The 22,655-nt window shown below is 67.5% G+C and carries 22 protein-coding genes; 10 read left to right on the top strand and 12 right to left on the bottom strand.

Annotated features, from left to right (window positions below; genetic code table 11):
- Nucleotides 1-87 precede the first annotated feature (87 nt).
- A complete protein-coding gene (serC, locus tag AC1D2F_RS13305; protein ID WP_476966908.1) occupies nt 88-1,218 on the top strand; it encodes a phosphoserine transaminase in 1,131 nt (376 codons plus the stop codon).
- 65 nt (nt 1,219-1,283) lie between these two features.
- Here the strand turns inward: serC and AC1D2F_RS13300 are convergent, their stop codons facing one another.
- The 3 genes from AC1D2F_RS13300 to AC1D2F_RS13290 are packed head-to-tail and all read right to left on the bottom strand — an operon-like array spanning nt 1,284 to nt 3,732.
- Nucleotides 1,284-2,627, bottom strand: coding sequence for an MFS transporter (locus AC1D2F_RS13300; RefSeq protein WP_476966907.1), 1,344 nt, complete (start codon nt 2,625-2,627; stop codon nt 1,284-1,286).
- 44 nt (nt 2,628-2,671) lie between these two features.
- Nucleotides 2,672-3,340, bottom strand: a complete 669-nt coding sequence (locus AC1D2F_RS13295) for a DUF3027 domain-containing protein (RefSeq protein ID WP_476966906.1) — start codon at nt 3,338-3,340, stop codon at nt 2,672-2,674.
- A gap of 8 nt (nt 3,341-3,348) precedes the next feature.
- The gene (locus AC1D2F_RS13290) at nt 3,349-3,732 is read right to left on the bottom strand and encodes a cold-shock protein (RefSeq protein WP_476966905.1); all 384 of its coding nucleotides are present in this window, start codon (nt 3,730-3,732) and stop codon (nt 3,349-3,351) included.
- A 177-nt stretch (nt 3,733-3,909) separates the two neighbouring features.
- Between AC1D2F_RS13290 and AC1D2F_RS13285 the strand changes: the two genes are divergently transcribed.
- The 6 genes from AC1D2F_RS13285 to AC1D2F_RS13260 all read left to right on the top strand — a co-directional run bounded on the left by AC1D2F_RS13285 (nt 3,910) and on the right by AC1D2F_RS13260 (nt 11,060).
- Complete coding sequence (locus tag AC1D2F_RS13285; protein ID WP_229993814.1) at nt 3,910-4,143, top strand: hypothetical protein; 234 nt, start codon at nt 3,910-3,912, stop codon at nt 4,141-4,143.
- Between the two features lie 10 nt (nt 4,144-4,153).
- The gene (locus AC1D2F_RS13280) at nt 4,154-6,643 is read left to right on the top strand and encodes a helicase-associated domain-containing protein (protein ID WP_476966904.1); all 2,490 of its coding nucleotides are present in this window, start codon (nt 4,154-4,156) and stop codon (nt 6,641-6,643) included.
- Nucleotides 6,640-8,286 carry a DNA repair helicase XPB gene (locus AC1D2F_RS13275; protein WP_229993816.1) on the top strand — a complete coding sequence of 549 codons (1,647 nt, stop codon included), beginning with the start codon at nt 6,640-6,642 and terminating at the stop codon, nt 8,284-8,286. The genes AC1D2F_RS13280 and AC1D2F_RS13275 overlap by 4 nt, the downstream gene beginning before the upstream one ends.
- A 108-nt stretch (nt 8,287-8,394) precedes the next feature.
- On the top strand, nt 8,395-9,105 hold the full coding sequence (locus AC1D2F_RS13270; protein WP_229993817.1) for a response regulator transcription factor: 711 nt from the start codon (nt 8,395-8,397) through the stop codon (nt 9,103-9,105).
- Between the two features lie 2 nt (nt 9,106-9,107).
- Nucleotides 9,108-10,574 carry a sensor histidine kinase gene (locus tag AC1D2F_RS13265; protein ID WP_229993818.1) on the top strand — a complete coding sequence of 489 codons (1,467 nt, stop codon included), beginning with the start codon at nt 9,108-9,110 and terminating at the stop codon, nt 10,572-10,574.
- Between the two features lie 198 nt (nt 10,575-10,772).
- Nucleotides 10,773-11,060, top strand: a complete 288-nt coding sequence (locus AC1D2F_RS13260) for a WXG100 family type VII secretion target (RefSeq protein WP_026538909.1) — start codon at nt 10,773-10,775, stop codon at nt 11,058-11,060.
- A gap of 13 nt (nt 11,061-11,073) precedes the next feature.
- Here AC1D2F_RS13260 and AC1D2F_RS13255 read toward each other — a convergent pair whose 3' ends face one another.
- The 6 genes from AC1D2F_RS13255 to AC1D2F_RS13230 form a co-directional block, all read right to left on the bottom strand.
- Nucleotides 11,074-12,099: an RNase H family protein gene (locus AC1D2F_RS13255; protein WP_476966903.1), complete on the bottom strand. Its 1,026-nt coding sequence runs from the start codon at nt 12,097-12,099 to the stop codon at nt 11,074-11,076.
- Nucleotides 12,100-12,245: 146 nt separating this feature from the next.
- Entirely contained in the window at nt 12,246-13,883 is a 1,638-nt protein-coding gene (groL, locus tag AC1D2F_RS13250; RefSeq protein WP_229993821.1) for a chaperonin GroEL, read from the bottom strand.
- A 295-nt stretch (nt 13,884-14,178) separates the two neighbouring features.
- A complete protein-coding gene (locus tag AC1D2F_RS13245; protein ID WP_229993828.1) occupies nt 14,179-15,447 on the bottom strand; it encodes an ABC transporter substrate-binding protein in 1,269 nt (422 codons plus the stop codon).
- Between the two features lie 59 nt (nt 15,448-15,506).
- Nucleotides 15,507-15,710, bottom strand: a complete 204-nt coding sequence (locus AC1D2F_RS13240; protein ID WP_026266832.1) for a cold-shock protein — start codon at nt 15,708-15,710, stop codon at nt 15,507-15,509.
- A 158-nt stretch (nt 15,711-15,868) separates the two neighbouring features.
- Nucleotides 15,869-16,492, bottom strand: coding sequence for a LytR C-terminal domain-containing protein (locus AC1D2F_RS13235; RefSeq protein ID WP_229993822.1), 624 nt, complete (start codon nt 16,490-16,492; stop codon nt 15,869-15,871).
- A gap of 94 nt (nt 16,493-16,586) precedes the next feature.
- Nucleotides 16,587-16,928 carry a DUF3263 domain-containing protein gene (locus tag AC1D2F_RS13230; protein WP_414645538.1) on the bottom strand — a complete coding sequence of 114 codons (342 nt, stop codon included), beginning with the start codon at nt 16,926-16,928 and terminating at the stop codon, nt 16,587-16,589.
- 133 nt (nt 16,929-17,061) lie between these two features.
- Here AC1D2F_RS13230 and AC1D2F_RS13225 point away from each other — a divergent pair, with 133 nt between their 5' ends.
- Nucleotides 17,062-17,844: a uracil-DNA glycosylase gene (locus AC1D2F_RS13225; RefSeq protein ID WP_229993823.1), complete on the top strand. Its 783-nt coding sequence runs from the start codon at nt 17,062-17,064 to the stop codon at nt 17,842-17,844.
- 50 nt (nt 17,845-17,894) lie between these two features.
- Nucleotides 17,895-18,734 (top strand): siderophore-interacting protein, encoded by an 840-nt coding sequence (locus AC1D2F_RS13220; RefSeq protein WP_229993824.1) that lies wholly within the window; start codon nt 17,895-17,897, stop codon nt 18,732-18,734.
- Between the two features lie 231 nt (nt 18,735-18,965).
- Here the strand turns inward: AC1D2F_RS13220 and AC1D2F_RS13215 are convergent, their stop codons facing one another.
- Nucleotides 18,966-20,462: a threonine/serine exporter family protein gene (locus tag AC1D2F_RS13215; protein WP_364747549.1), complete on the bottom strand. Its 1,497-nt coding sequence runs from the start codon at nt 20,460-20,462 to the stop codon at nt 18,966-18,968.
- Between the two features lie 59 nt (nt 20,463-20,521).
- A complete protein-coding gene (locus tag AC1D2F_RS13210) occupies nt 20,522-21,595 on the bottom strand; it encodes a lipid II:glycine glycyltransferase FemX (protein WP_364747548.1) in 1,074 nt (357 codons plus the stop codon).
- 114 nt (nt 21,596-21,709) lie between these two features.
- Between AC1D2F_RS13210 and AC1D2F_RS13205 the strand changes: the two genes are divergently transcribed.
- Entirely contained in the window at nt 21,710-22,276 is a 567-nt protein-coding gene (locus tag AC1D2F_RS13205) for a TspO/MBR family protein (protein ID WP_364747546.1), read from the top strand.
- Nucleotides 22,277-22,315: 39 nt separating this feature from the next.
- Here the strand turns inward: AC1D2F_RS13205 and AC1D2F_RS13200 are convergent.
- A partial coding sequence (locus tag AC1D2F_RS13200; RefSeq protein ID WP_476966902.1) for an L-serine ammonia-lyase, iron-sulfur-dependent, subunit alpha occupies nt 22,316-22,655 on the bottom strand: 340 nt, incomplete at its 5' end.

Below are 22,655 nucleotides of genomic sequence, written 5' to 3'. Positions count from 1 at the left end.
CAGAATGAAAAAGGGGTGTCCGTTGTAGCCATCCCTGCCAGGCCACCTCCCAGCCACGCTACGAACCCGCCGAAAATTGGAGCCACTGTGAGCGACACGAGCGTCACGATCCCCGCCAACCTCCTGCCCAAGGACGGACGGTTCGGCGCCGGCCCGTCCAAGGTCCGACCGGAACAGATGGACGCCCTCGCCGCGGCATCGGCGAAGCTGCTGGGGACCTCGCACCGCCAGGCACCGGTGAAAAACCTGGTCGGCTCGGTACGCAGCGGCCTCAGCGAATTCTTCCGCGCGCCCGAAGGCTATGAAGTCGTGCTCGGCGTGGGCGGATCCACCGCTTTCTGGGACATCGCCAGCTTCGGACTCGTTGAGAACAAGGCGCAGCACCTGTCCTTCGGCGAGTTCGGCTCGAAGTTTGCCTCGGCCACGAACAAGGCGCCGTTCCTCGCCGAGTCCTCCATTATCAAGGCCGAACCCGGCACCCGCCCCTCCGCCCGGGCGGAGGCCGGCGTCGACGTCTATGCGTGGCCGCAGAACGAAACCTCAACCGGCGTGGCTGCCCCCGTCCAGCGCGTGGCAGGCGCCGACGAGGGGTCGCTGGTGCTGGTGGACGCGACCTCGGCCGCGGGCGGGCTGGACGTGGACGTGGCGGAATCCGACGTGTACTACTTCGCGCCGCAGAAGAACTTCGCGTCCGACGGCGGCCTGTGGCTGGGCCTGTTTTCCCCCGCGGCGCTGGAGCGGGCGGCACGGATCAAGGCCGGCAACCGCTGGATCCCCGACTTCCTGGACCTCCAGACGGCGATCGACAACTCCCGGCTCAACCAGACCTACAACACCCCGGCGCTGGCCACCCTGGTGACCCTGGATGCCCAGGTGCAGTGGCTGAACGCCAACGGCGGCCTGGACTTCGCAGCCGCCCGGACCGCGGATTCCGCCGGCCGCATCTACCGCTGGGCCGAGGCATCCGGCTACGCCACGCCGTTCGTGGCCAAGGCCGAGGACCGTTCCAACGTGATCGCCACGATCGACTTCGACGAATCGATCGATGCCTCCGCCATCGCCAAGGTGCTCCGCGCGAACGGCGTCGTCGACACCGAGCCGTACCGCAAGCTGGGCCGGAACCAGCTGCGCATCGCCACCTTCGTGGCGATCGAGCCGGACGACGTCTCGGCACTGCTCGAGTGCATCGACTTCGTCGTGGCTGAACTGAAAAAGTAGCCTCTGCGCCCGGCGGCGCCGTCACGGCCCATGAGAACTCAGGCCGCGGCGGCGCCGTCATCGTTTCAGGCCGGTCCGCCCGGCTGCACATTCTGTTGTGAGCCGCGCCGCGCACCCGATTGGGAACCAGGGCTGGCGCCGGCTGGACCGGTCCCGCTTTCGACGTGGAAGTACCGCAGCCCGCGCGCGCGACGGTTGAAGTGGAGCCGCAGGTGCTTCGCCCGGATGATCCACACCAGCCCGATCAGGGCCGCCAGCAGGCCGGCGCCCGCCGCAACCGCCATGGACCAGCGGGGGCCGGCGGTGTTTGCCACCCAGCCGACGAGCGGCGCCCCAATGGGAGTTCCGCCCATGAAAATTGCCATGTAGAGGGCCATCACCCGGCCCCGCATTACGGGGTCCGTGGTGGTCTGGACGTACCCGTTGGCGCTCGTCATCATGGTGATGGCGAACAGACCCACGGGCACCAGTGCGACGCCGTACCAGAAGTAGTTTGGGGCCATCGCGGCGATGCCGGAGGTTACGCCGAAGGCCGCTGCCGCCCCGAAAATGACCCGCAGCCGGGGCTTGCCGCGGCCGGCGGACAACAGCGCCCCGGCGACGGAGCCGATTGCCATGATCGAATTCATCAGGCCGAAGGCCCCCGCGTCGAGGCCGAATTCCTTACCCACCATGGCCGCAATGAACAGGGCGAAGTTCAGCCCCAGGGTTCCCACGATGAAGATCGCTACGAGCACCACGACGAGGTCCGGACGGAACCTGACGTAGCGCAGACCCTCCCGGATCCTGCCCTTGCCCGCCCGTGCCCGCGGCAGCCGCCGCAGCGACGCGGCCGGGATTTTCGCCAGGCTCAGCAACATGGCCACAAAGGTGAGCGTGTTGATGAGGAAGACCCAGCCGGGCCCGACAACGGCAGTGAGCACGCCGGCGACTGCCGGGCCGATCATCCGGGCGACGTTGAAGGAAGCACTGTTGAGGGCCACGGCATTGGGGAGGTAGTCGTCCTGGACCAGTTCCGAGACGAAGGTCTGCCGCACGGGAGCGTCCAGGGCGGAGACCAYCCCGAGCATTAGGGCGAAAGCGTAGACGTGCCAGAGTTGCGCCGCGCCCGAGACCACCAGGATGCCCAGTCCGGCGCTCAGCAGCGCCATTGCGGACTGGGTCAGCACCAGGAGCCGCTTACGGTTGAAGCGGTCGGCGAGAAGTCCGGCCACGGGCGCCAGGAAGAGCTGCGGGCCCAACTGCAGGGCCATCGTGATCCCCACCGCCCCGGCATCGTGCGCCGTCAGGTGGGCGAACACCAGCCAGTCCTGGGCGGTGCGCTGCATCCAGGTGCCAATGTTGGAGATGAGCGCACCGATGAACCAGATGCGGTAGTTCAGGATGTGCAGGGACTTGAACGTGGACATCAGCCCCAGCCCTCCCCAGACACGCTCCCGGACGTTTTCAACCGTTAGTCGGCCTCGCCCGCAGAGCGTTCCCGCTCGTCGTCGTCGGTCTCCGAGGCGCCGGGCTCGGCAGCATCCTGGTCGGCAGTACCCTGCTGGTCTGTATCCTGCGTATCCTGCTGGTCAGTATCCGACTGGTCTGTAACCTGCTGGTCAGTATCTTGCTGGTCTGTATCTTGCTGGCCTGGGGCCGACGCCGGCGACGGCGTTGGGGAGCCGGACGCCTCGTCGGCGGCCTCGTCATCTTGTGCGTCTTCCGGGCGGACCCGCTCAGCCCACGGAATCCACGCCGGCGCCAGGACGGAGTCTTCGGAGGGCAGCAGGCCGAGTTCATCCACCGTGACCACCTTGGACCGCGAGTTGCGGGTCAGTACGGCGTACCACTGCCAGCCCAGGTACCCGGGCAGCCTGGATTCGAAGAGATGGGTCACCAGGCGGTCGCCTTCGCTGCGGGCACCGATGTGCTCGCCGATCTGCTCGGCGGGAGCAATGCCTTCCACCGCGGTACGGGCGACGTCGACGGCGGCGGCCAGGAAGGCGTCCGGCTTTCCGGTGCGCCAGACGGGCACGCCGGCGCGCGGGCGCGTTCCCTGCTTTGAGCCGGCTGTCTTGGATCCGGCAGGCAGGGTGGATCCGGCATCCGGCGCCGGCAACCGATCAGGTTCCTGAGTCATCAAGAGCCTTATACGTCCAGCTCGTCGGCAACCTTACGGAGGGCCGCTGCGATCGCCTTGCCCTTGTTGCCTTCCGGGTACTTGCCCGCGGACAGGGTCCCGGACAGGTTGTCCAGCACACTGACGAGGTCCTGCACCAGCGGGGCAAGGTCCCTGGCACTGGGCCGCTTTGCCTTGGCGATGGACGGTGTCTTGTCCAGCACGCGCAGGCCCAGGGCCTGGGCACCCTTGCGTCCGTCGGCTACACCAAATTCAACGCGCGTTCCGGCCTTGAGCTCCGCGACACCCTCGGGCAGCGCGGACTTGGGCAGGAAGACCTCCTGGCCGTCCTCGCCCGCGAGGAATCCGAAGCCTTTTTCCTTGTCATACCACTTGACCTTGCCGGTAGGCACGTAATCAACCTTCTTCGTTCTGCGGGGACACGGCCGGCGGTCACCGCATCCGCATGGATACGCGGGTTCAGGGTATGACTGCCCGGACCGTGTTGGTCTGTACCTCCAAGGTTATCCTGCCTGGTTCACTTTAGCGGCGTGAGGCGCGGGCGATGCTGGACTGTTAGCGTTGCCCACATGACACTCACGCGTTACCGGCGGCCTCTGATGATCATCGCGGCCACCCTTGCTGTGCTGTCCCTTGCCGCCGTCGGCGCTGTCATGGCCATGGCCTTCAACAATGTCGTGGCGCCCGCCTGGATTACCTCAACGGCCCTCTACGGGCTCCCGGTGGCATTCCTGCTCATGCTGGCGCTCGTTGTAGACGCGGTGGCCGCACGGCGCCGCCCGCGCGGGCCCGGCGAAAGGTAACGTTGGAGCGATGTCCCTCATCCGCGCGCTGAGCAAGGAACTTCAGGCACGAAGCGACGAGTCGCTGCGTGCCCTGTTCTCCGCGCGGCCGGACCTGATTTCTCCCGGCGTCCCGGACTTCCCCGCCCTCGCCGCCCGTGCCAGCGGACGCGTCAGCGTCCAGCGGGCGCTCGAGCGGCTTAACCGTCCACAGATGCAGGTCCTGGAAACCCTGCACCTGTGCACCAACGCCGATACCGGGCACAGCGCCTCGGCGGCGATGCTGAAGAAACTGATCAACGGCTCCTCGGCTGCCGCCATCGACCGGCTCCTCCATTCCCTGCAGGACCTGGCCCTCGTCCACCGCGCCGATCCCCCGCACGGTGCCGCCCCCGCCGCCGCCAAGCAGCGCCACTACCTCCCGGTGGGCAGCCTCAAGGATGTGATCGGCATCTACCCGGCGGGACTGGGGCGCAGCTACACCGAACTCGTGCGGCTCCAGCCGGCCTTTGCGCAGCGCGTGGTGCAGCTGGTGGGGGAACTGCACCGTGCCGGGGCGTCCATCTCCCCCGCCACGACGCCGATGGAAGCGGCCCTGTCGCTGCAGCACTGGACGGCAACACCGGAATCGCTCCAGCAAATCCTGACCACCGCACCGGATCGGACCGCCGCCCTGCTGGCCCGGTTCGGAAACTGGGCCATGGGCGCCGTTCCGCAGGCGCAGCGCCGGGCTTCCGTGCTCCACGAAAGCGCCGACGTCGGCCCCGTGGACTGGCTCCTGGCGCGGGGGCTGCTGGTGCCGCTGGACGCCGCCCACGTCGAACTGCCGCACAGCGTCGGAGTGTCGCTGCGCGGCGGGTTYGTCATCGAGAGCTTTTCCCTGATGCCGCCCGTCCCCCACCTTGGCCACACGAGCGCAGGGCTGCGCCGGAACGCCGCCTTGGGCGCTATTGCCGAGACGCTGCGGCTCGTGGGCGAAGTGCTCTACACCGTGCGCGAACAGCCCCTGGCGACGCTGCGCAGCGGAGGCGTCGGGGTCCGGGAGATGAAGCGGCTGGCGGATTCCCTGCGGATCGACGTGCACGAGGCCGGCGTACTCGCGGAGTTCTGCGGACTGGCCGGTCTGCTGCGGCTGGACGTCGACAGTTCGGCGTGGGTGCAGCCGCCGCAGCTGGAGTGGCTGGCGCTGCCGCGGCAGGAACAATGGCTATGGCTGGTCAATGCCTGGCTGGCCAGCGAGCGCGCGCCGTCCCTGGTGGGCCAGCCCGTGAATGCCGCCGGCCCGGCCGGCCATCGGGGCGCGGCCGGCACCACCATCAATGCGCTCTCTGCCGAGGCGCAGCGGCCCGACGCCCCGGTGGTCCGTAAACGGGTCCTGGAAATCCTGAATGAACTCACCCTCGAAGCCGCGGCGACCGACGGGCAGGCCCCCGTTCTCGATGCCGCCGCGGTGCTGGAGCGAGCCGAGTGGACCCAGCCCCGGATGGCCCGGCGCTTCAGCTCGCTGATCCGCGGCATCCTCACCGAGGCCGAGATGCTTGGCCTGATCGGCTCCGGGGCGCTCAGCCAGCTGGGCGCCGCGATCGCCGCCGAACAGCCGGATGATGCGTTGGGGATCCTGGGCGAACACCTGCCGGCAGCCCTGCAGCATGTGCTGCTGCAGGCGGACCTGACGGCGGTGGCTCCGGGTTACCTCGATCCCGAACTGAGCGAACGGCTCCTGACCATGGCCGCGGCCGAAGGGCAGGGCCCGGCAACCATCTACCGTTTCTCCGTCGCCTCCGTCCGCCGGGCGCTCGACGCCGGCCAGGACGCAGCGGCGATCCTGGACTTCCTGCGCCAGCATTCCGCCACCGCGATTCCGCAGCCGCTCCAGTACCTCATCGAAGACACCGCCGCGCGCCACTCCCGGCTCCGCGTGGGGACAGCAGCCAGCTTCATCCAAAGCGAGGACGACTCTGCCTTGCTGGAACTGCTCAACGCCCCGGCCGCCGCCAGCCTGGGGCTGGTGCGCATCGCGCCCACCGTGGTCGTCTCACACTCCGCACCCCGGGAAACCGCCCAGATCCTCAGAGCCCTGGGTCTCGCCCCCATCCTGGAGGAAGCAGCATCCGCCGTCGTCCGGCTGCGCCGCAGCACCCCGGGTCCCGGCAGCGGCCGGCCCGTCTACACCGCCCCGCGGACCGCTCCGCCGGAAGCCGACATCGACGCCCAACTGGCCGTGCTGCGCGGTGACGGGTCCCGGGCACCTGGCTCCGGCGATCACTCGCCGGCGGCTGCCCCTGGCAGCGAGGAAGCGACCCAGCTGGGGCTGGAGACCCTCCTGAAAGCGATCCGCCTCCGGCAGCGTGTGGTCATGAACGTCGTGGACAGCATGGGGAATGCCAGCCGCGAGACGGTTGTTCCGGTAGCTGTGAATGGCGGGCGGGTGCGCGTGTTCGATCCGGTCAAGGAGATCGAGCGGGTCCTGTCCATCCACCGGATTATCGACGTAGAAGCTACAGAGGAATTGTTCCAGTGAATGACGGGCCCCTGATCGTCCAGAGCGACAAGACCATCCTGCTGGAGGTCGACCACGAACTCGCAACCGAGGCCAGGCACGCCATCGCGGCGTTCGCCGAGCTGGAACGGGCCCCGGAGCATGTGCACAGCTACCGGCTGACGCCGCTGGGTCTGTGGAATGCCCGGGCGGCCGGACTGGACGCCGAAAAAGTGCTGGACACCCTGCTCACGTACTCCCGGTTCCCCGTGCCGCACTCCCTGCTGATCGACGTCGAAGAGACCATGTCCCGGTACGGCCGGCTCCGGCTGGAAAAGGACCCGCAGCATGGCCTGGTCATGCGCACGTCCGACTACCCCGTGCTCGAGGAGGTCAGCCGTGCCAAGAAGATCGCCCCACTGCTCGGGCCGCGGATCGACGGCGAGACCGTGGTGGTGCATTCCTCCCAGCGCGGCCAGCTCAAGCAGCTGCTGCTCAAGATTGGCTGGCCGGCCGAGGACCTCGCCGGCTACGTGGACGGCACGCCGCACCCCATCATGCTCAACGAAACCGGCTGGAAGCTGCGGCCTTACCAGCAACTGGCGGCGGAGAACTTCTGGGCCGGCGGCAGCGGCGTCGTCGTCCTTCCCTGCGGCGCCGGCAAGACGCTGGTCGGGGCGGCCGCCATGGCCACAAGCTCCACCACCACGCTGATCCTGGTGACCAATACTGTCGCCGCGCGGCAGTGGAAGGACGAGCTCATCAAGCGCACGTCACTGACCGAGGAGGAGATCGGCGAGTACTCTGGCTCCGTCAAGGAAGTCCGTCCGGTCACGATCGCCACCTACCAGGTCCTGACCACGAAGCGCGGCGGCCTGTACCCGCACCTGGAGCTCGTGGACGGCAACGACTGGGGTCTGATCATCTACGACGAGGTCCACCTGCTGCCGGCACCGATCTTCCGGATGACGGCCGACCTGCAGGCCCGGCGCCGGCTGGGGCTCACGGCCACGTTGGTGCGGGAGGACGGGCGGGAGGGCGAGGTCTTCAGCCTGATCGGTCCGAAGCGCTACGACGCGCCGTGGAAAGACATCGAGACCCAGGGCTACATCGCCCCCGCCGATTGCGTGGAGGTCCGGGTGGACCTGCCGCGCGAGGAACGGGTGGCCTATGCCATGGCCGAGGACGCCGACAAGTACCGGCTGTGCGCCACGTCAGAGACGAAGACCCGGGTGGTGGAAGAACTTGTCGCCGAACACGCCGGCGAGCAGCTCCTGGTGATCGGGCAGTACATAGACCAGCTCGACGAGATCGGCGAACGCCTGGGCGCGCCGGTGATCAAGGGCGACACGTCGGTCAAGGAACGCCAGCGGCTCTTCGACGCCTTCCGCGCAGGCGAGGTGCAGACCCTGGTGGTGTCCAAGGTGGCCAACTTCTCAATCGACCTGCCCGAGGCGTCGGTCGCGATCCAGGTCTCCGGGTCGTTCGGTTCCCGCCAGGAGGAGGCCCAGCGCCTGGGCCGGCTGCTGCGCCCGAAAAAGGACGGCCGCTCCGCCAGGTTCTACTCGCTCGTGGCCCGGGACACCCTGGATCAGGACTTCGCCGCGAAGCGGCAGCGTTTCCTCGCCGAGCAGGGCTACGCCTACCGGATCATGGACGCCAAGGACGTCGGCACCGCCGGATAGGCGGGTGCCGTCCCTGGTGCGTGCCCCGGCGCGGCCGCCGGGGCACGGCCCATGCAACACACATCTGCCATTCAGAAAACTCCCAGAGTCTGGGAGCATCATGGGAACATGAAAAAGAACGGACCCGAAGCCAAGCTGCTCGTCGTCGATGACGAACCGAACATCCGCGAGCTGCTGTCGACGTCCCTGCGCTTCGCTGGTTTCGAGGTTGTCTCGGCCGGCAGCGGGCGTGAGGCACTGGCCGCCGCAGAGCTGCACGCCCCCGATCTGGCAGTGCTGGACGTCATGCTGCCGGACATGGACGGCTTCACCGTCACCCGCCGCCTGCGCGCCGCCGGCAAGCACTTCCCCGTCCTGTTCCTCACGGCCAAGGACGACACCGAGGACAAAGTCACCGGCCTGACCGTGGGCGGGGACGATTACGTCACCAAGCCCTTCAGCCTCGACGAGGTGGTGGCCCGCATCCGCGCGGTGCTCCGGCGCACACAGCCCCAGGTCGACGACGACGCCGTGATCCGGGTCGATGACCTCCAGCTCGACGACGACGCCCACGAGGTCCGCCGCGGTGGCACCGTGATCGAGCTGTCGCCCACCGAGTTCAAGCTCCTGCGCTACCTCATGCTCAACCCGAACCGGGTCCTGTCCAAGGCCCAGATCCTCGATCACGTGTGGGAGTACGACTTCAACGGCGATGCCTCGATCGTGGAGTCCTACATCTCCTACCTGCGCCGCAAGGTGGACATCGATCCCGATGCGCCGGCACTGATCCAGACCAAGCGCGGCGTCGGCTACGTTCTGCGGACTGCCGAGAAGCGCTGACCTTGTTGCACCGCTGGAAATCGGCCTCGCTGCGCTCGCAGCTCGTGGCCATCATGATGGCGCTCATGCTGGTGGCCCTCACGGCCACTGGTGCGGGCACGCTGACGCTGCTGCACAGCTTCCTGCAGGGACAGGTAGATGACAAGCTGCGGGCCGCCGTCGAATCCGTGCGGCTGGAGAAGTCCTTCACCCAGCTGCAGGAGACCAGCTCCACCGTTCCCACCGACTACTCGCTGATGCTCTTCAGCCCGGGCCTGCCGCCCATTCCGTTCGGCGGCGACAAGGACTCCCACCCCGCCATCAGCACCTTTTCCACGGTCGAGGCCCGGGAACGCCAGCAGGTACCCTTCCAGGTCCCCGGCTCCGAGGGCGGCAACTGGAGGGTTGTGGCCCTGAGCGTCGTGGACAACAACCAGCGCAGCGCGGTCGTCGTCATCGGGTTGCCGCTGGACCCCGTCGATTCCGTGATGGAACATGCCGCCCTGGTGGTGGTGGGGGTGGGCCTGCTGACACTCGTGCTGGCGTTCTTCATTGCCACCTGGACCGTCTCGAGGTCCTTCCGGCCGCTGGCCCGGGTGGAGAAGACGGCCGCCGCGATCGCCGCCGGAGACCTCTCCAGACGTGTGGAAATCGAAAACCCCAATACCGAAGTGGGGCGGCTCGGGAGCTCGCTCAATGCCATGCTCGCGCACATTGAGACAGCGTTCGCCGCCCGGATGGCGTCCGAGGCACGGATGCGTCGCTTCGCCGCCGACGCCTCGCACGAACTGCGGACCCCGCTGGTGACCATTCGCGGGTTCTCCGAGCTGTATCGGCACGGGGCGCTGTCCACCCCGGAAGACGTGGCCACGGCGATGGGGCGGATCGAAAGCGAAGCCAAGCGCATGGGAGCCATGGTGGAAGACCTGCTGCTGCTGGCCCGGATCGATGAGCAGCGCCCGCTGCAGCAGAAACCCTCGGATCTGCTGCTGCTGGCTAACGACGCGGTGGTGGACACCCAGGCGAGTGACCGCAGCCGCACCATCACCCTCTCCGGGCTCGACGGGGCGGCCCCGGCGCCCGCCCCGGTCCTGGGCGACGAAGCCAAGCTGCGCCAGGTGGTCAGCAACCTGGTCGGCAACGCCCTGCGCTACACGCCGGAAGGTACTCCGATCGAAATTGGCGTCGGGACCCGGAGCGCACCGGACGGAACACGGCAGTCCGTGATCGAGGTCCGGGACCACGGACCGGGCGTCCCGGATGAGGAAGCGGCCCGCATATTCGAACGCTTCTACCGGGCGGACACCTCCCGGACCAGGGAGACCGGTGGCAGCGGACTTGGCCTGGCGATTGTGGCCGCAATCGTCGGTTCGCATTCCGGGTCCGTGCGGGTCGGGGAGACTGACGGGGGCGGTGCCACGCTGGTGGTCAGCATCCCGTTCCTGGACGAAGACGCCAAGGAACTGTCCACAGCCGATTTGTCCACATAGGGCCCGACGGCGGTGTCCGGCCGGTGCACTGCCCGCCTACGCTCGGGGTGTCCGGAAAATCCGGACGAGGCAGCCGCTCCCCCACAAGCCTTCACCGCAAGTTCTCACCGCAAGTTCTCACCGCGGACCCCCGCGGCTGACGTTCACCGTGCTCCGCCGGGCCGCGGCTGCCTCCCCGAACATTCGAGAGGCATTCCCATGAGCATCATCTCCGTCGACACGGAACTCCTCCAGCTCAAGTCCGCCAACGTGCAGGCCACAGTGGAGCGGATCAGCGCGGACGTCCACGCCATGAAACGAGGGCTGGACGAACTCCAGGGCAGCTGGCGGGGCTCCGCGGCGACAAACTTCCAAACCCTGGTCGCCGAGTGGACACTGACCCAGGGCAGGGTCGAGGCCTCCCTGGCGTCCATCAACCTTGCGCTGAATTCCGCCGCTGCCACCTACGCGCAGGCTGAACTGGGCAATGCCCAGCGCTTCACGTGAGCCTCACACGGTGTCAGGCCTCGGGTGTGCCCTGATGGAAGCGCAGACGCCATTGCGCGCCTTCAAGGACCCACAGGGAGCTGCGCAGGGCTGATCCCTCGCGGGTGTGGCTGCGGTAGGTCAAGAGCATGGTCTTCTCGCCCAGCCGGTCCGCGCCCAACAGTTCCAGGTCCACAGGTCCGCCCGGGTTGTCCTCCAGTGACATCATCATGGCGTCGCGGGTCCAGATCCGGCCGGAGCTGCCGATTTCGGTGAAGTCCGGATGGAGCAGGACGCCTGTGCGGCCCACGTCCGCCCGGGTTTCCGGGCGGAGCAGTTCCCGCTCAAGAGATTCGACGACGGCTTCGGGGCTGGTCTCCGCCAGGGCCGCCGGTTCTTCTTCGAGTTCGCTGAAGAGGTCCGGTTCGTCGTAGGCCCCCGGTGCGCCAAAGAGTTCCTGCTGGCCGGAAGGCGCCGGGGCTGCCGGTGCCCGGGTTGCGGCCTGCGATGGGGCGGGTTGTGCTGGGGCCGTCCGCGGGGCGGCCTGCGGCATCATGGAGTCCGCCTGGCCTGCCGACGGCGTCCCGCCCTCCGGCGTCCCGAACCCGGGGCCCTGCCGGACGGCCACGTCCTGCTGGTACGCCGTGGCCGCTGCCCGGGCGCGGACGTCTGCCGCTTCGTTGAGCTCGTGCCCGGCATGACCCCGCACCCATTCGAAGGTGTACTTGCGGCCCACGAGCGCCTGGTCGATTTCCTTGAGGAGGTCCACGTTCAGCACCGGCTTGCCGTCGGCCTTGCGCCAGCCCTTGCGTTTCCAGCCCGGCATCCACTTGGTCACGGCGTTGATGACGTACTGGCTGTCGCAGAGGATCAGCAGGTCTTCCCCGGGTACGTGTGCCGTCGCCCGGAACAGGTCCAGCACCGCCATCAATTCGCCCTGGTTGTTCGTGCCGTGGGGCCAGCCACCGGCCCGCCAGCAGTCGTCATTCACGTACCAGGCCCATCCGGCCGGGCCGGGATTTCCTAAGGCCGAACCGTCGGCCGCTGCTGTAATCGTCACTGACCTATCCTGCCAGAGACTGCCGACACCCAGCGCAACGGCTGCGGGAGGGTGCTGGCCGGAGGCTGCGTTAAACCGGCAACGGCGGCCCCACCCGAAGGTGGGACCGCCGTCGTCGAACAGCCGGTGGAGGCTGGCGCGGGTGGTTAGAAACCGCCCATGCCGCCCATGCCGCCCATGTCGTCGCCGCCGCCCATCTGGGCGCCAGCCTTCTCGGGCTTGTCAGCTACAACGGCCTCGGTGGTGAGGAACAGGCCGGCAATGGAAGCCGCGTTCTGCAGGGCAGAGCGGGTTACCTTGACCGGGTCGTTGATGCCGGCGGCCAGCAGGTCGACGTACTCGCCGGTGGCTGCGTTGAGGCCGTGGCCTGCGGGCAGGCCGCGGACCTTGTCCACTACGACGCCGGGCTCGAGGCCGGCGTTGAAGGCGATCTGCTTCAGCGGGGCGTCGATGGCAACGCGGACGATGTTCGCGCCCGTTGCCTCGTCACCGGAGAGCTGCAGGTTCGCGAATGCCTTGGCGCCAGCCTGGATCAGGGCAACGCCACCGCCGGCGACGATGCCCTCTTCGACAGCAGCCTTGGCGTTGCGGACGGCGTCCTCAATGCGGTGCTTGCGTTCCTTGAGCTCGACCTCGGTTGCGGCGCCGGCCTTGATGACTGCAACGCCGCCGGCCAGCTTGGCCAGGCGCTCCTGCAGCTTCTCGCGGTCGTAGTCGGAATCCGAGTTCTCGATCTCGGCGCGGATCTGGGACACGCGGCCGGCGATCTGGTCGGCGTCGCCTGCACCTTCGACGATGGTGGTCTCGTCCTTGGTGACAACAACCTTGCGGGCCTTGCCAAGGAGTTCGAGTCCGGCGGTCTCAAGCTTGAGGCCGACTTCCTCGGAGATGACCTGGCCACCGGTGAGGATGGCGATGTCGGCCAGCTGCGCCTTGCGGCGGTCGCCGAAGCCCGGGGCCTTGACGGCAACGGACTTGAAGGTGCCGCGGATCTTGTTGACGATCAGGGTGGCCAGGGCCTCGCCCTCGATGTCTTCGGCAATGATCAGCAGCGGCTTGGAAGACTGCATGACCTTTTCCAGGACAGCAACCAGTTCCTTGACGTTGGAGATCTTGGAGTTGACGATCAGGATGTACGGATCCTCAAGGACCGTTTCCTGGCGCTCGGCGTCGGTGACGAAGTAAGCCGAGATGTAGCCCTTGTCGAAGCGCATGCCTTCGGTCAGCTCCAGCTCGAGGCCGAACGTGTTCGACTCCTCGACCGTGATGACGCCTTCCTTGCCGACCTTGTCGAGGGCTTCGGCGATCAGGGCGCCGATCTCGTTGTCGCCGGCGGAGATGGACGCGGTGGCGGCGATCTCTTCCTTGGTCTCGATTTCCTTGGCGGAGGCCAGGAGCTCGACGGTGACGGCGTCAACAGCCTTCTCGATGCCGCGCTTGAGGGACAGCGGGTCAGCGCCGGCCGCGACGTTGCGCAGGCCTTCCTTGACCAGGGCCTGTGCGAGCACAGTTGCCGTGGTGGTGCCGTCGCCTGCGACGTCATCCGTCTTCTTGGCAACTTCCTTGACCAGCTCGGCGCCGATCTTCTCGTAAGGATCGTCCAGCTCGATCTCCTTGGCGATGGAAACACCATCGTTGGTGATCGTGGGGGCGCCCCACTTCTTTTCGAGGACGACGTTGCGTCCCCGCGGGCCGAGGGTGACCTTGACGGCGTCGGCGAGGATGTTCAGGCCCCGCTCAAGACCGCGGCGTGCCTCTTCATCAAATGCAATGATCTTGGCCATAACGGCAGTAGTCCTTTCGGGACAGTCGTTAAGAATGAACCTTCGCTGTGGTGCCCGCGACGGACGATCCCTACCCCGCGGCCTCTGTATGCCGCTGGGTCCGGGATCTCACCCCAGCAAGGTGTTCCTTTAGCTCCTGGACCGGCTGCCCCACTTCGCGGCCGGGCGGACCGGGCGTCGTGTTAGCAGTCAGTGCGCTGGAGTGCTAAATCAATAATTAGCACTCCCCCGGGGAGAGTGCAAGCAGTGCCCGGCCCGAACCGCCCGCCACGCGGGCACAATACGCTAGGAGCGATCAGCCGCCACTGCTGCTGGCGGTCTCCATGCCACTCATTGTGGGCAGGTTGTCCTCGCCGTAGGTGTAGACCCTGTGGTTCGCTTCGGTGATGTCGCCGTGGGAATCAAAGTTGATCCGTCCGGACTGGCCGTCATAGTCCGGGCGCTTGCCTGCCCGGAGGACGTCGACGCAGCCCTTGTAGCTCGTGCACGGCTCGCTGGCGGGCTGGCCGCCACCCGCGGCATTACCGCCTGCTGCCGCAGCTCCGCCGGAGACAGCCACGAGGGACGCCGCGATGGAGGTTCCGGCGTCGTCTTCCGCCGCCGCGGCAGCGACGGCGGCGAGGATGACCGCGTCGTACGTCTCGGCGGCAAACACCATGTCCTTCAGTCCGGGGTCAACGGCAACAAGGTCCTTCTGGAAGGCGGCCGAGGGGAACACGCCGGGCAGGACCCCGCGCGCGCCGTCGAGTGCCCGCGCGCCCAGGCCGGAGCCATACCGGCTGACTGCCGCGTCGCTGAGGACAAGTTTCTTGCCGGCGAGGCCGGCATTGTTCAGTTCGGCGATGGCACCCTGCGCGCCGTCGCGCGAGACCAGGACGACGGCGTCGGGATTTGCGGCCTTCGCGGTGGCGGCGGCCTGCTGCGCCTGGCCGGCGGTGAACTCCGCGTCCGCCACGACTTCCAGTCCGGACTGTTTCGCCGCACCCGCGACGGCGGCGGCGACATCCTTGCCGTAGGCGCCGTCCTCGTGCACCACAGCCAGGGTCTTGGCGCCGCCGTCCTTGGCCAGCTTGGCGAGGACAGAGGCCTGGGCGACGTCGGCCGCCGAGGTGCGGAAATAGTAGCCGCCGCTCTTGTAGTTGCTGAGCGCGCTGGCAGAGTTGGCCGGTGAGATGACAGCCACCTTGGCGTTGGCCAGCACGTCGATCGCGGCCGGGGCACGGCTGGAATCGGTCGGACCGATAACGACGTCGGCCTTGGCGGCAACCAGCGCTTTCGCCTGGGCGGCGGTGTCAGTGCTGATGGTTTCCGGCAGCAGCTCCACCGGTTTGCCTTTGTGGCCGCCGGCGGCGTTGATCTCCTTGACGGCGAGTTTGGCCGCCGCGAGCTGTGGGGCGTTGAGGAAGTTCTGCCGCCCCGTGTTGTCCAGGATCAGGCCGATGCGCAGGGTGCCGTCACCGCTCGCGTCTGCGCTGGCCACGCGGGCGCTGCCTGCAGGACCCAGGCAGCCCGTCAGGGCCACGGCCGCGAGTGTGCCCGCCGCCAGGGCGCGGCCCAGCGGCAAAGCTCCTTCCGGACGCCCTGCCGCGTTCCGCGGGGCGTTCTTGACGGCAACCAGTGCCACTAGGCGGGCCGGACGCTTTCAGCCTGCGGGCCCTTTTCGCCCTCGCCGACTTCCAGCTCCACCCGCTGGCCCTCGTCCAGGGCGCGGTAGCCTTCCCCGACGATCGCGGACCAGTGCACGAAGACGTCGTTCTCGGAACCGTCCACGGTGATGAAGCCGTAGCCTTTTTCGGCGTTGAACCATTTGACGGTTCCCAGTGCCATGGTGTCCACACTTTCAGCTAGCTTGCGTGCGGCCCACCTCGATGTGCACCGCGGACTGCGAAGAGAAATCCGCAGATACTGTACCCACAGCGTCCCTCAGGAACGCCGACGGCGGGCAGGTCCTCCCCCGAATAGTTATTGAGGCGTAACCGGAATAGTTACTGGAAGCCGGGGCCGAGCACAACCACAAGGGGCAAGTTGAACTCGGCGGAGTCCACGAGGGTGTCGATGCCCAGGAGCGTTCCGAGTGCCTCCGCGTTGCCCTTCTGTTCCACGCCGCTGTAGAAGATCACCGACGTCTGCTGCGGGACGCCGCCCCAGTTGCCCGTCTGGCCCAGGATCCAGCCGTCGGAGCTGATGGTGCCGCCGACCCGGTTGGCGAGGCCAGCGGTGGTGGTCCCGTTGTAGACCGTCACCGGCGCCGTCTTGTCCACACCGGCGGCAGTGGCGCTGGGCGTCGCTGTGGGTGCTGCCGCGGGGGCTGTGGCGGCAGGTTCCGTGCTGGCCGGCGCCGGGCTCGTCGGCGCGGGGCTGGGGCTCGCGGGGCTCGTTGCGGACGCGCTGGCGGTTGCGTTGTCACCGACGGCCGCGGCCTGGCCAGCGGAGAATCCGAGCTTCGGCAGGATCAGGAACGCCACCAAGCCGATGGCCAGCGCTACGAAGCCGGCCGCCAAGATGGGGGTCAGGCTCCGGCTGCGCGATTCGGCGACGGCCCGGTGGACACCCTGCCGGGCAGAGGTCTCCGGGACCCGATCAAATTCATCCCGAGCGTATTTGGTCATGGTAAAACGACGTCCTTGCTGATTTCAGACGGGGTGCCCGAGGCCGGAAGCGGGCGCAACAGGACGTGCGCATCCGGCTGCGCGTGACGCGACTTTACGAATCTGTTCCCAGACGACGGGCAGTGCGGGCACGTTGGCGTGATGTACGTAGTCTACGCAATCTCTTGACCAGCATGGGATCGTGGGCCAGCGCATCCTCGGTATCAATCAGGGCATTGAGGATCTGGTAGTAATGCGTGGCGGAGAGATCGAACAGCTCGCGGATGGCCTGCTCCTTTGCCCCTGCGTACTTCCACCACTGCCGCTCCAGGGCCAGCATCTGTTGGTCGCGGGCGCTCAGCGGAGACTCCGCGGACACCTCGTCCAGGCTCGTGCCGGCAGCGGAGAATCCGGCAAAATCCCCCGCGAGCACGTGCTCTTGCGCTGCTTCGGCCACGACACACTCTCCCTGTTTGCTTCCGAAAAACCGGCTGGATCCGGTAAAAAGCCATTCCCATGCTACGGCCGAATGACAGGGTTGTCATTCGGCGGGGTGCCGGGGCGGACTTCGTCTGCGGAAGAATGGGGCTGTGGCTGATTCCGAGTTTGATTCCGACGCGCTGTTCGAGCTGGAACCCGCCGCCGACGGCCCCAGCTTCGCGGACCTGGCGCGCCGGCCGCTGAGCGAGCTGGTCGCTCCGGACTGGGCGGAAGCGCTGGCGCCGGTGGAGGCACAGTTGCGGGAGGCGCTCACCTTCCTCGCCGGCGAAGTGGCCGCCGGGCATGGCGTGCTGCCGTCGCCGCCAAATCTACTGCGGGCCTTCCGTCAGCCGCTGGCTGGTGTCCGGGTGCTGGTGGTCGGACAGGACCCCTACCCGACGCCGGGGCACGCCGTAGGGTTGTCCTTCGCCGTGGACGGCGCCACCCGGCCGATCCCCCGCAGCCTGGCGAACATCTACAAGGAACTTCAGGCCGATCTGGGCGTCCCGCCGCGCGTCCACGGGGACCTTGGCCGCTGGGCGGAGCAGGGCGTACTGCTGCTGAACAGGGTGCTCAGTGTCCGGGCAGGCGCGGCGGGCTCGCACCGGAACAAGGGCTGGGAGGCCGTCACGGCGGCCGCCATCCGGGCCGTCGCGGACCGCGCATCCGCCGCCGGCGCGGGCCGTGCTCCCCTGGTGGTGATCCTGTGGGGGAAGGATGCCGAGTCCGTGCGGCCACTACTGGGATCCGCTGCCGTGATCGCCAGCGCCCACCCCAGCCCGCTCTCAGCCTCGCGCGGTTTCTTCGGGTCCCGGCCCTTCAGCCGGGCCAACGCCCTGCTGCAGGAACAGGGCAACGGGACGGTTGACTGGGAACTGCCGCCGCTGCCGTAACAGGCTTCCGGCCGGGAGCTCCGGCCAGGGTTCTTGGTTAGGCTTACCTCATGACCTCCCTCCCCGCCGCCACTACCGCATCCCGGAACTCGCGTCCCCAGACCGATTTGACGGTCCTGCGCAGGGAACAACTCTCCCCGCACATGGTCCGGATCATCGCTGGCGGCCCTGGCTTCGCCGGGTACGTCAACAACGACTATGTGGACCGATACGTCAAGATCGTGTTTCCGCAACCCGAGATCGAGTACCCGGAGCCGCTGGACCTTTGGGCCATCAGAGAAGCCATGCCGCGCAGCCAATGGCCGCACACCCGGACCTACACGGTCCGGTGGGTGGACACGGCGGCGCAGGAACTCGCCATTGATTTTGTGATCCACGGCGACGAAGGCCTCGCTGGCCCCTGGGCGGCCTCGGCCCAGCCCGGCGATCGCCTGACGTTTACGGGCCCGGGCGGCGGTTACAACCCGGATCCGGCGGCGGACTGGTACCTGTTTGCCGGCGATGAATCCGCGCTGCCGGCCATCGGCGCCGCGATCGAATCCCTGCCGGAGGATGCCCGCGGCCTCGCCCTGCTCGAAGTGGACAGCGACGCCGACATCCAGGCCATCGCAGGGCCAGCCGGCGTCGAACTGCGCTGGCTGCTGCGCGGTGGCGTCCCCGCCGGAGAGAGCGAGCTGCTGGTCACGGCCGTGCGCGACGCCGAATGGCCCGGGGGCCGGGTGCAGGTCTTCGCCCACGGCGAGCGGGGCTACATGAAGGGCCTCCGGGACGTCCTCTACGTGCAGCGCGGACTGGAGCGGGCCCAGGTTTCCCTCTCGGGCTACTGGGCCAAGGGCCGTGTGGAGGACGACTTCCAGGCGGAGAAGAAGCTGCCCATCGGGAAGATTTAGCCGGGAAGATTTAGCAGGCAAGATTTAGCCGGCAAGGTCCAGCGGCAACATTTAGCGGCAAACAAAATGTCGCCGAATTTCCCCACGTTTGCCGCCACGACGCCGGGACACGCCAGCATGGCGCGACGACCCGCCGTCGGAATCTGGCAAAGGCGGGGAAATCCGGCAGGGCAGGGACACGGACGGCCCCGGCGCCGGAGGCAAAACCCGCCAGCCGCGTTCGCAGTCTGCTTAGCGGCGGCGGGCCCTGCGCCGCTCGTTGCTCGCCAGGCTCCGGGTCAGGGGCCGCGCCAGGGTGTCACCGAGCACGATGCCTGCAGCGACTCCGAGCACGATCGCCCCGGCGTTGAGCATCCCGCCGGCACCCATAAGAATCTCCGATTCCTCAATGGTCAATACATACATGGACCGGAATATAGTGAGCCCCGGGAGCAGGATGAGGGCGGCGGGGACGGCCACGACCAGCTGGGGAGCACCCATCCGGAGGGCCACCACACGGGCCAGGAGGCCGATCACCACAGCGGCGAGGGCCGGCGCGAAACGGGACCCGATGCCCAGGGCGTCGCCGCCGATCAGGACCAGATAGCCCACCACGCCCACGGCCGCCGTCGGCAGCAGCAGCTTCCAGCTGGTCTGTTCGGTGATGCCGATCATCAGCACCGCAATGGCGATCAAAATGACCACCACCCACAAGTCGTACGCGGGCGGGAATGTTTTGGTGACGTCTATTGGGTCCATGCCGGTCATGTCTCCCACGACAAACCCGACGGCAATGCCGGCCACCAGCGCCCCGAAGGTCAGCATGGTGGACAGGAACCGGCCGGCGGCCGTGACCGGGAAGCCGTTGATCGCATCCTGCACCGAGGACACTAGGCGTCCCGTCGGCAGGAGCAGCAGGATCCCGCCGACCACCACGATCTCGGGGGGAATCTGCACTCCCAACGGGGTGCCGAAGCGCCACAACAGCAGGGCGACGATGGTCACCAGGAACGAACACGAGGCGATGATGAAGAAGTCCGGGGTGCGCCAGCGGCCCAGCTGTCGGGCCAGCAGGCTCACCAGCAGGTTGGAGAGGAACGCGACTATTGAGGCACCCAGCCCGCCGCCCAGGACGCCGACGAAGACGGCAGAGAACACGCCGAAGGCCACAGTGACCATCCACCGCGGGAAAGGCTTGGGGCTACGGGTAATGTCATCGAGCCGGCGCGCGGCTTCCTCGCGGCCGACGCCGCCGGCCACGATGTCCGTCACCAGCTGGTGCACCTGGGAGAGGCCCGCATAGTTGTTGGTCCAGGACCGTACTACGCGCAGCAGCGAGATGGGCGTCTGGTCTCTCGGGGCATAGTTGATGGCCACCGACTGGTTGGTGATGTCCACCTCGATGTTCTTAAGCCCCAGCGCGGCGGTGATCGCGATGATGCTGGTCTCAACTTCGAGGGCACCTGCCCCGTACCGGAACATGGATTCGGCCAGTTTCAGGGCGAAGTCGATGGTCTTGCGGGCTGCGGCGTCCACCCCGCCGACCTGGATCATCGGGTTGGCGTAGGGGCTGCCGGCGAGCCGGTCCACGATGCTCATCGGCGCCGTCGGCGGGTTTTCGCCCTGGACCAGCCGGCGCAGCATCCTCTTGGCCGCGGCGTTCTGGCGCACCTGCGTTGCCGACATCGGCTGCGTCCGGGGCAGGCCGTCCGTGGGCGGCCTGCGGTGGCCGTCGTTTCCGTTGTTCATTCCGGCCTCCTCACTGTCCTAGGCTGTCCTTGCCTGTCCTTGATTGTCTTTGTCTCGGGTTAGTAGAACTGCTGGCCCGTGCGCCGGGTGTAGAGCTGGCGTGCCACGCGCTCCCCCGCCGTCAGCCAGGCCTTGTACTTCAGCGGGCTCAGGACCTGGTCATAGCAGCCGACGAAGTCGGTCACGGTCTTGCTGAAGCTGGTCTTGAACAGGCCCAGCCCATGGAACGGGTTCGAGGTGTCCTTTAGCTTGTTGCTTGGCGGGGTGCCGCAGAAGTCGTATTCGGTGCAGCCGAGTTCCTTGACCTGGCTGATCGCAGTCCACTGCACAAGGTGCGAGTCGCCGTACTGGCCGCGCTTCTGCAGGGAGCCGCCGTCTTTGTACGTTCCCTTGCGGCCGTAGTTGATCACAAACGCGCCAACCGAGGGCACGTCGTTTTCGTACACGAAGAGCAGCCTGCCCTGGTCACGGGCCAGGAAGTTGCTCCAGAACTGGCGGTAGTACTCGTACTCGCGCACCCGGACCTGGGATTTGGCCTCCACCGTGTTGGTCATCAGGGCATACATGGCCCGGAAGTTCTCTTCCGTGGGCTCGACGTTGTGGACTTCCACGCCCTCGCGGATGGCGCGGCGCACGGCGTTACGGCCCCGGGAGTGGAGATTGCGCAGCAGCTGGTTTTCCTCGGGCGCAATATCGAGCAGCGCAGTGGAGTCGTTGGGTTGCAGGTTGTGAGTCTTGACCAGGCCTGCCCCCTCGACGACCCGCGCGGCGTCGTCCGACAGGACAATATCCGGCTCGATCTTGATCGCGAAGACGCCCAGTTTGGCCCTTTTCACGAAGTCCGCGTTCGCCGCTGCGATCCCGGGGATGTCCTCGACGGACGCCACATCGGGTCCCTTGATCAAGTACCAGAGCTTGCCGAGAAGCGGAAACGACTTTTCCAGGATCAGGTTGTAGCTCGTGTAATCGGCCGACTCATAAACAAGGTGCAGAGGCCTCCAACCAAAGTGCTGCTTGACCTCGGCGAACGCTTCCGATTGAAGGAGGTTGCCGCCATTGGGGTTCGCGGTGACGTGGGCATCCCAGTTGTCAATCTCCTCGGCAGAGGCAAAGCGGGCAGTGAATTCACGCAAGGGTGCGGTATCCAATCATTGCGGTACGAGCTTCGGCGGCATGCGGACATGCAGCCTCAAGTCTATCGGCCCGGACCCTGCCGCCGGTCCGGGCAAGGCGGTTACGCTGGTCTCATGCAGGCTCAGCAACAACCGTTGGAAGGCCGTCCCGGGGCGCACGGCGGCCGCTCCCGAGGTGCCGGCAGAGGCGCCGGCAGCGGCTCCCAGGTGATCGCGCTGCTCCTGTTCCTCGGCGCGTCGGCCCTCGTTGCGGCCCTCGGTGGCCTGGCCACGGCCAAGCACGTTAACGGCTGGTATGCCTCAGCCGACACGGCGCCCTGGTCCCCGCCCAACTGGGTCTTCGGTCCGGTTTGGACGATCCTGTACGCCGCCATGGCGGTCGCGGCGTGGCTGGTCTGGCGCAGCCACGCCGAGGGGTCCAAGGCGGCCCTGACGGCTTACGGCGTGCAGCTGGTGCTGAACCTGCTCTGGACCCCGGTCTTCTTTGCCCTGTACCCGGTGCTCGGGACGCCGGCGCTGTGGATCGCGTTCGGGATCATCGTGGCATTGGCCGTAGCCGTTGCCGTTACGGTGGTGCTCTTCGGCCCGATCAGTCGGACGGCAGGACTGCTGATGCTTCCCTACCTGTCCTGGATCGTGTTCGCGTCCTCGCTGAACCTATGGGCCGCCCTGCATAACTAGCGCCAGTTCAACTAGCGCCTGCCAGCCGCAATCAGCTCCCTAGCACTCCACCACGTTGACGGCGAGGCCGCCCATGGCCGTTTCCTTGTATTTGGAGCTCATGTCCTTGCCGGTTTCCCGCATGGTCACGATGACCTCGTCGAGGGAGACCCGGTGCGTGCCGTCGCCCCAGAGCGCCATCTTGGCGGCGTTGATGGCCTTCGCGGCGGCGATCGCGTTCCGTTCGATGCACGGGACCTGGACCAGCCCGCCGATCGGGTCGCAGGTCAGGCCCAGGTTGTGCTCCATCGCGATTTCCGCGGCGTTCTCCACCTGCGCCGGCGTGCCGCCCATGACCTCGGCCAGGCCGGCGGCCGCCATCGAGGACGCCGAACCCACC

The sequence above is a fragment of the Arthrobacter sp. P1_B3 genome, assembly GCF_056406615.1.
This window is presented reverse-complemented; position numbering and strand designations above follow the sequence as displayed.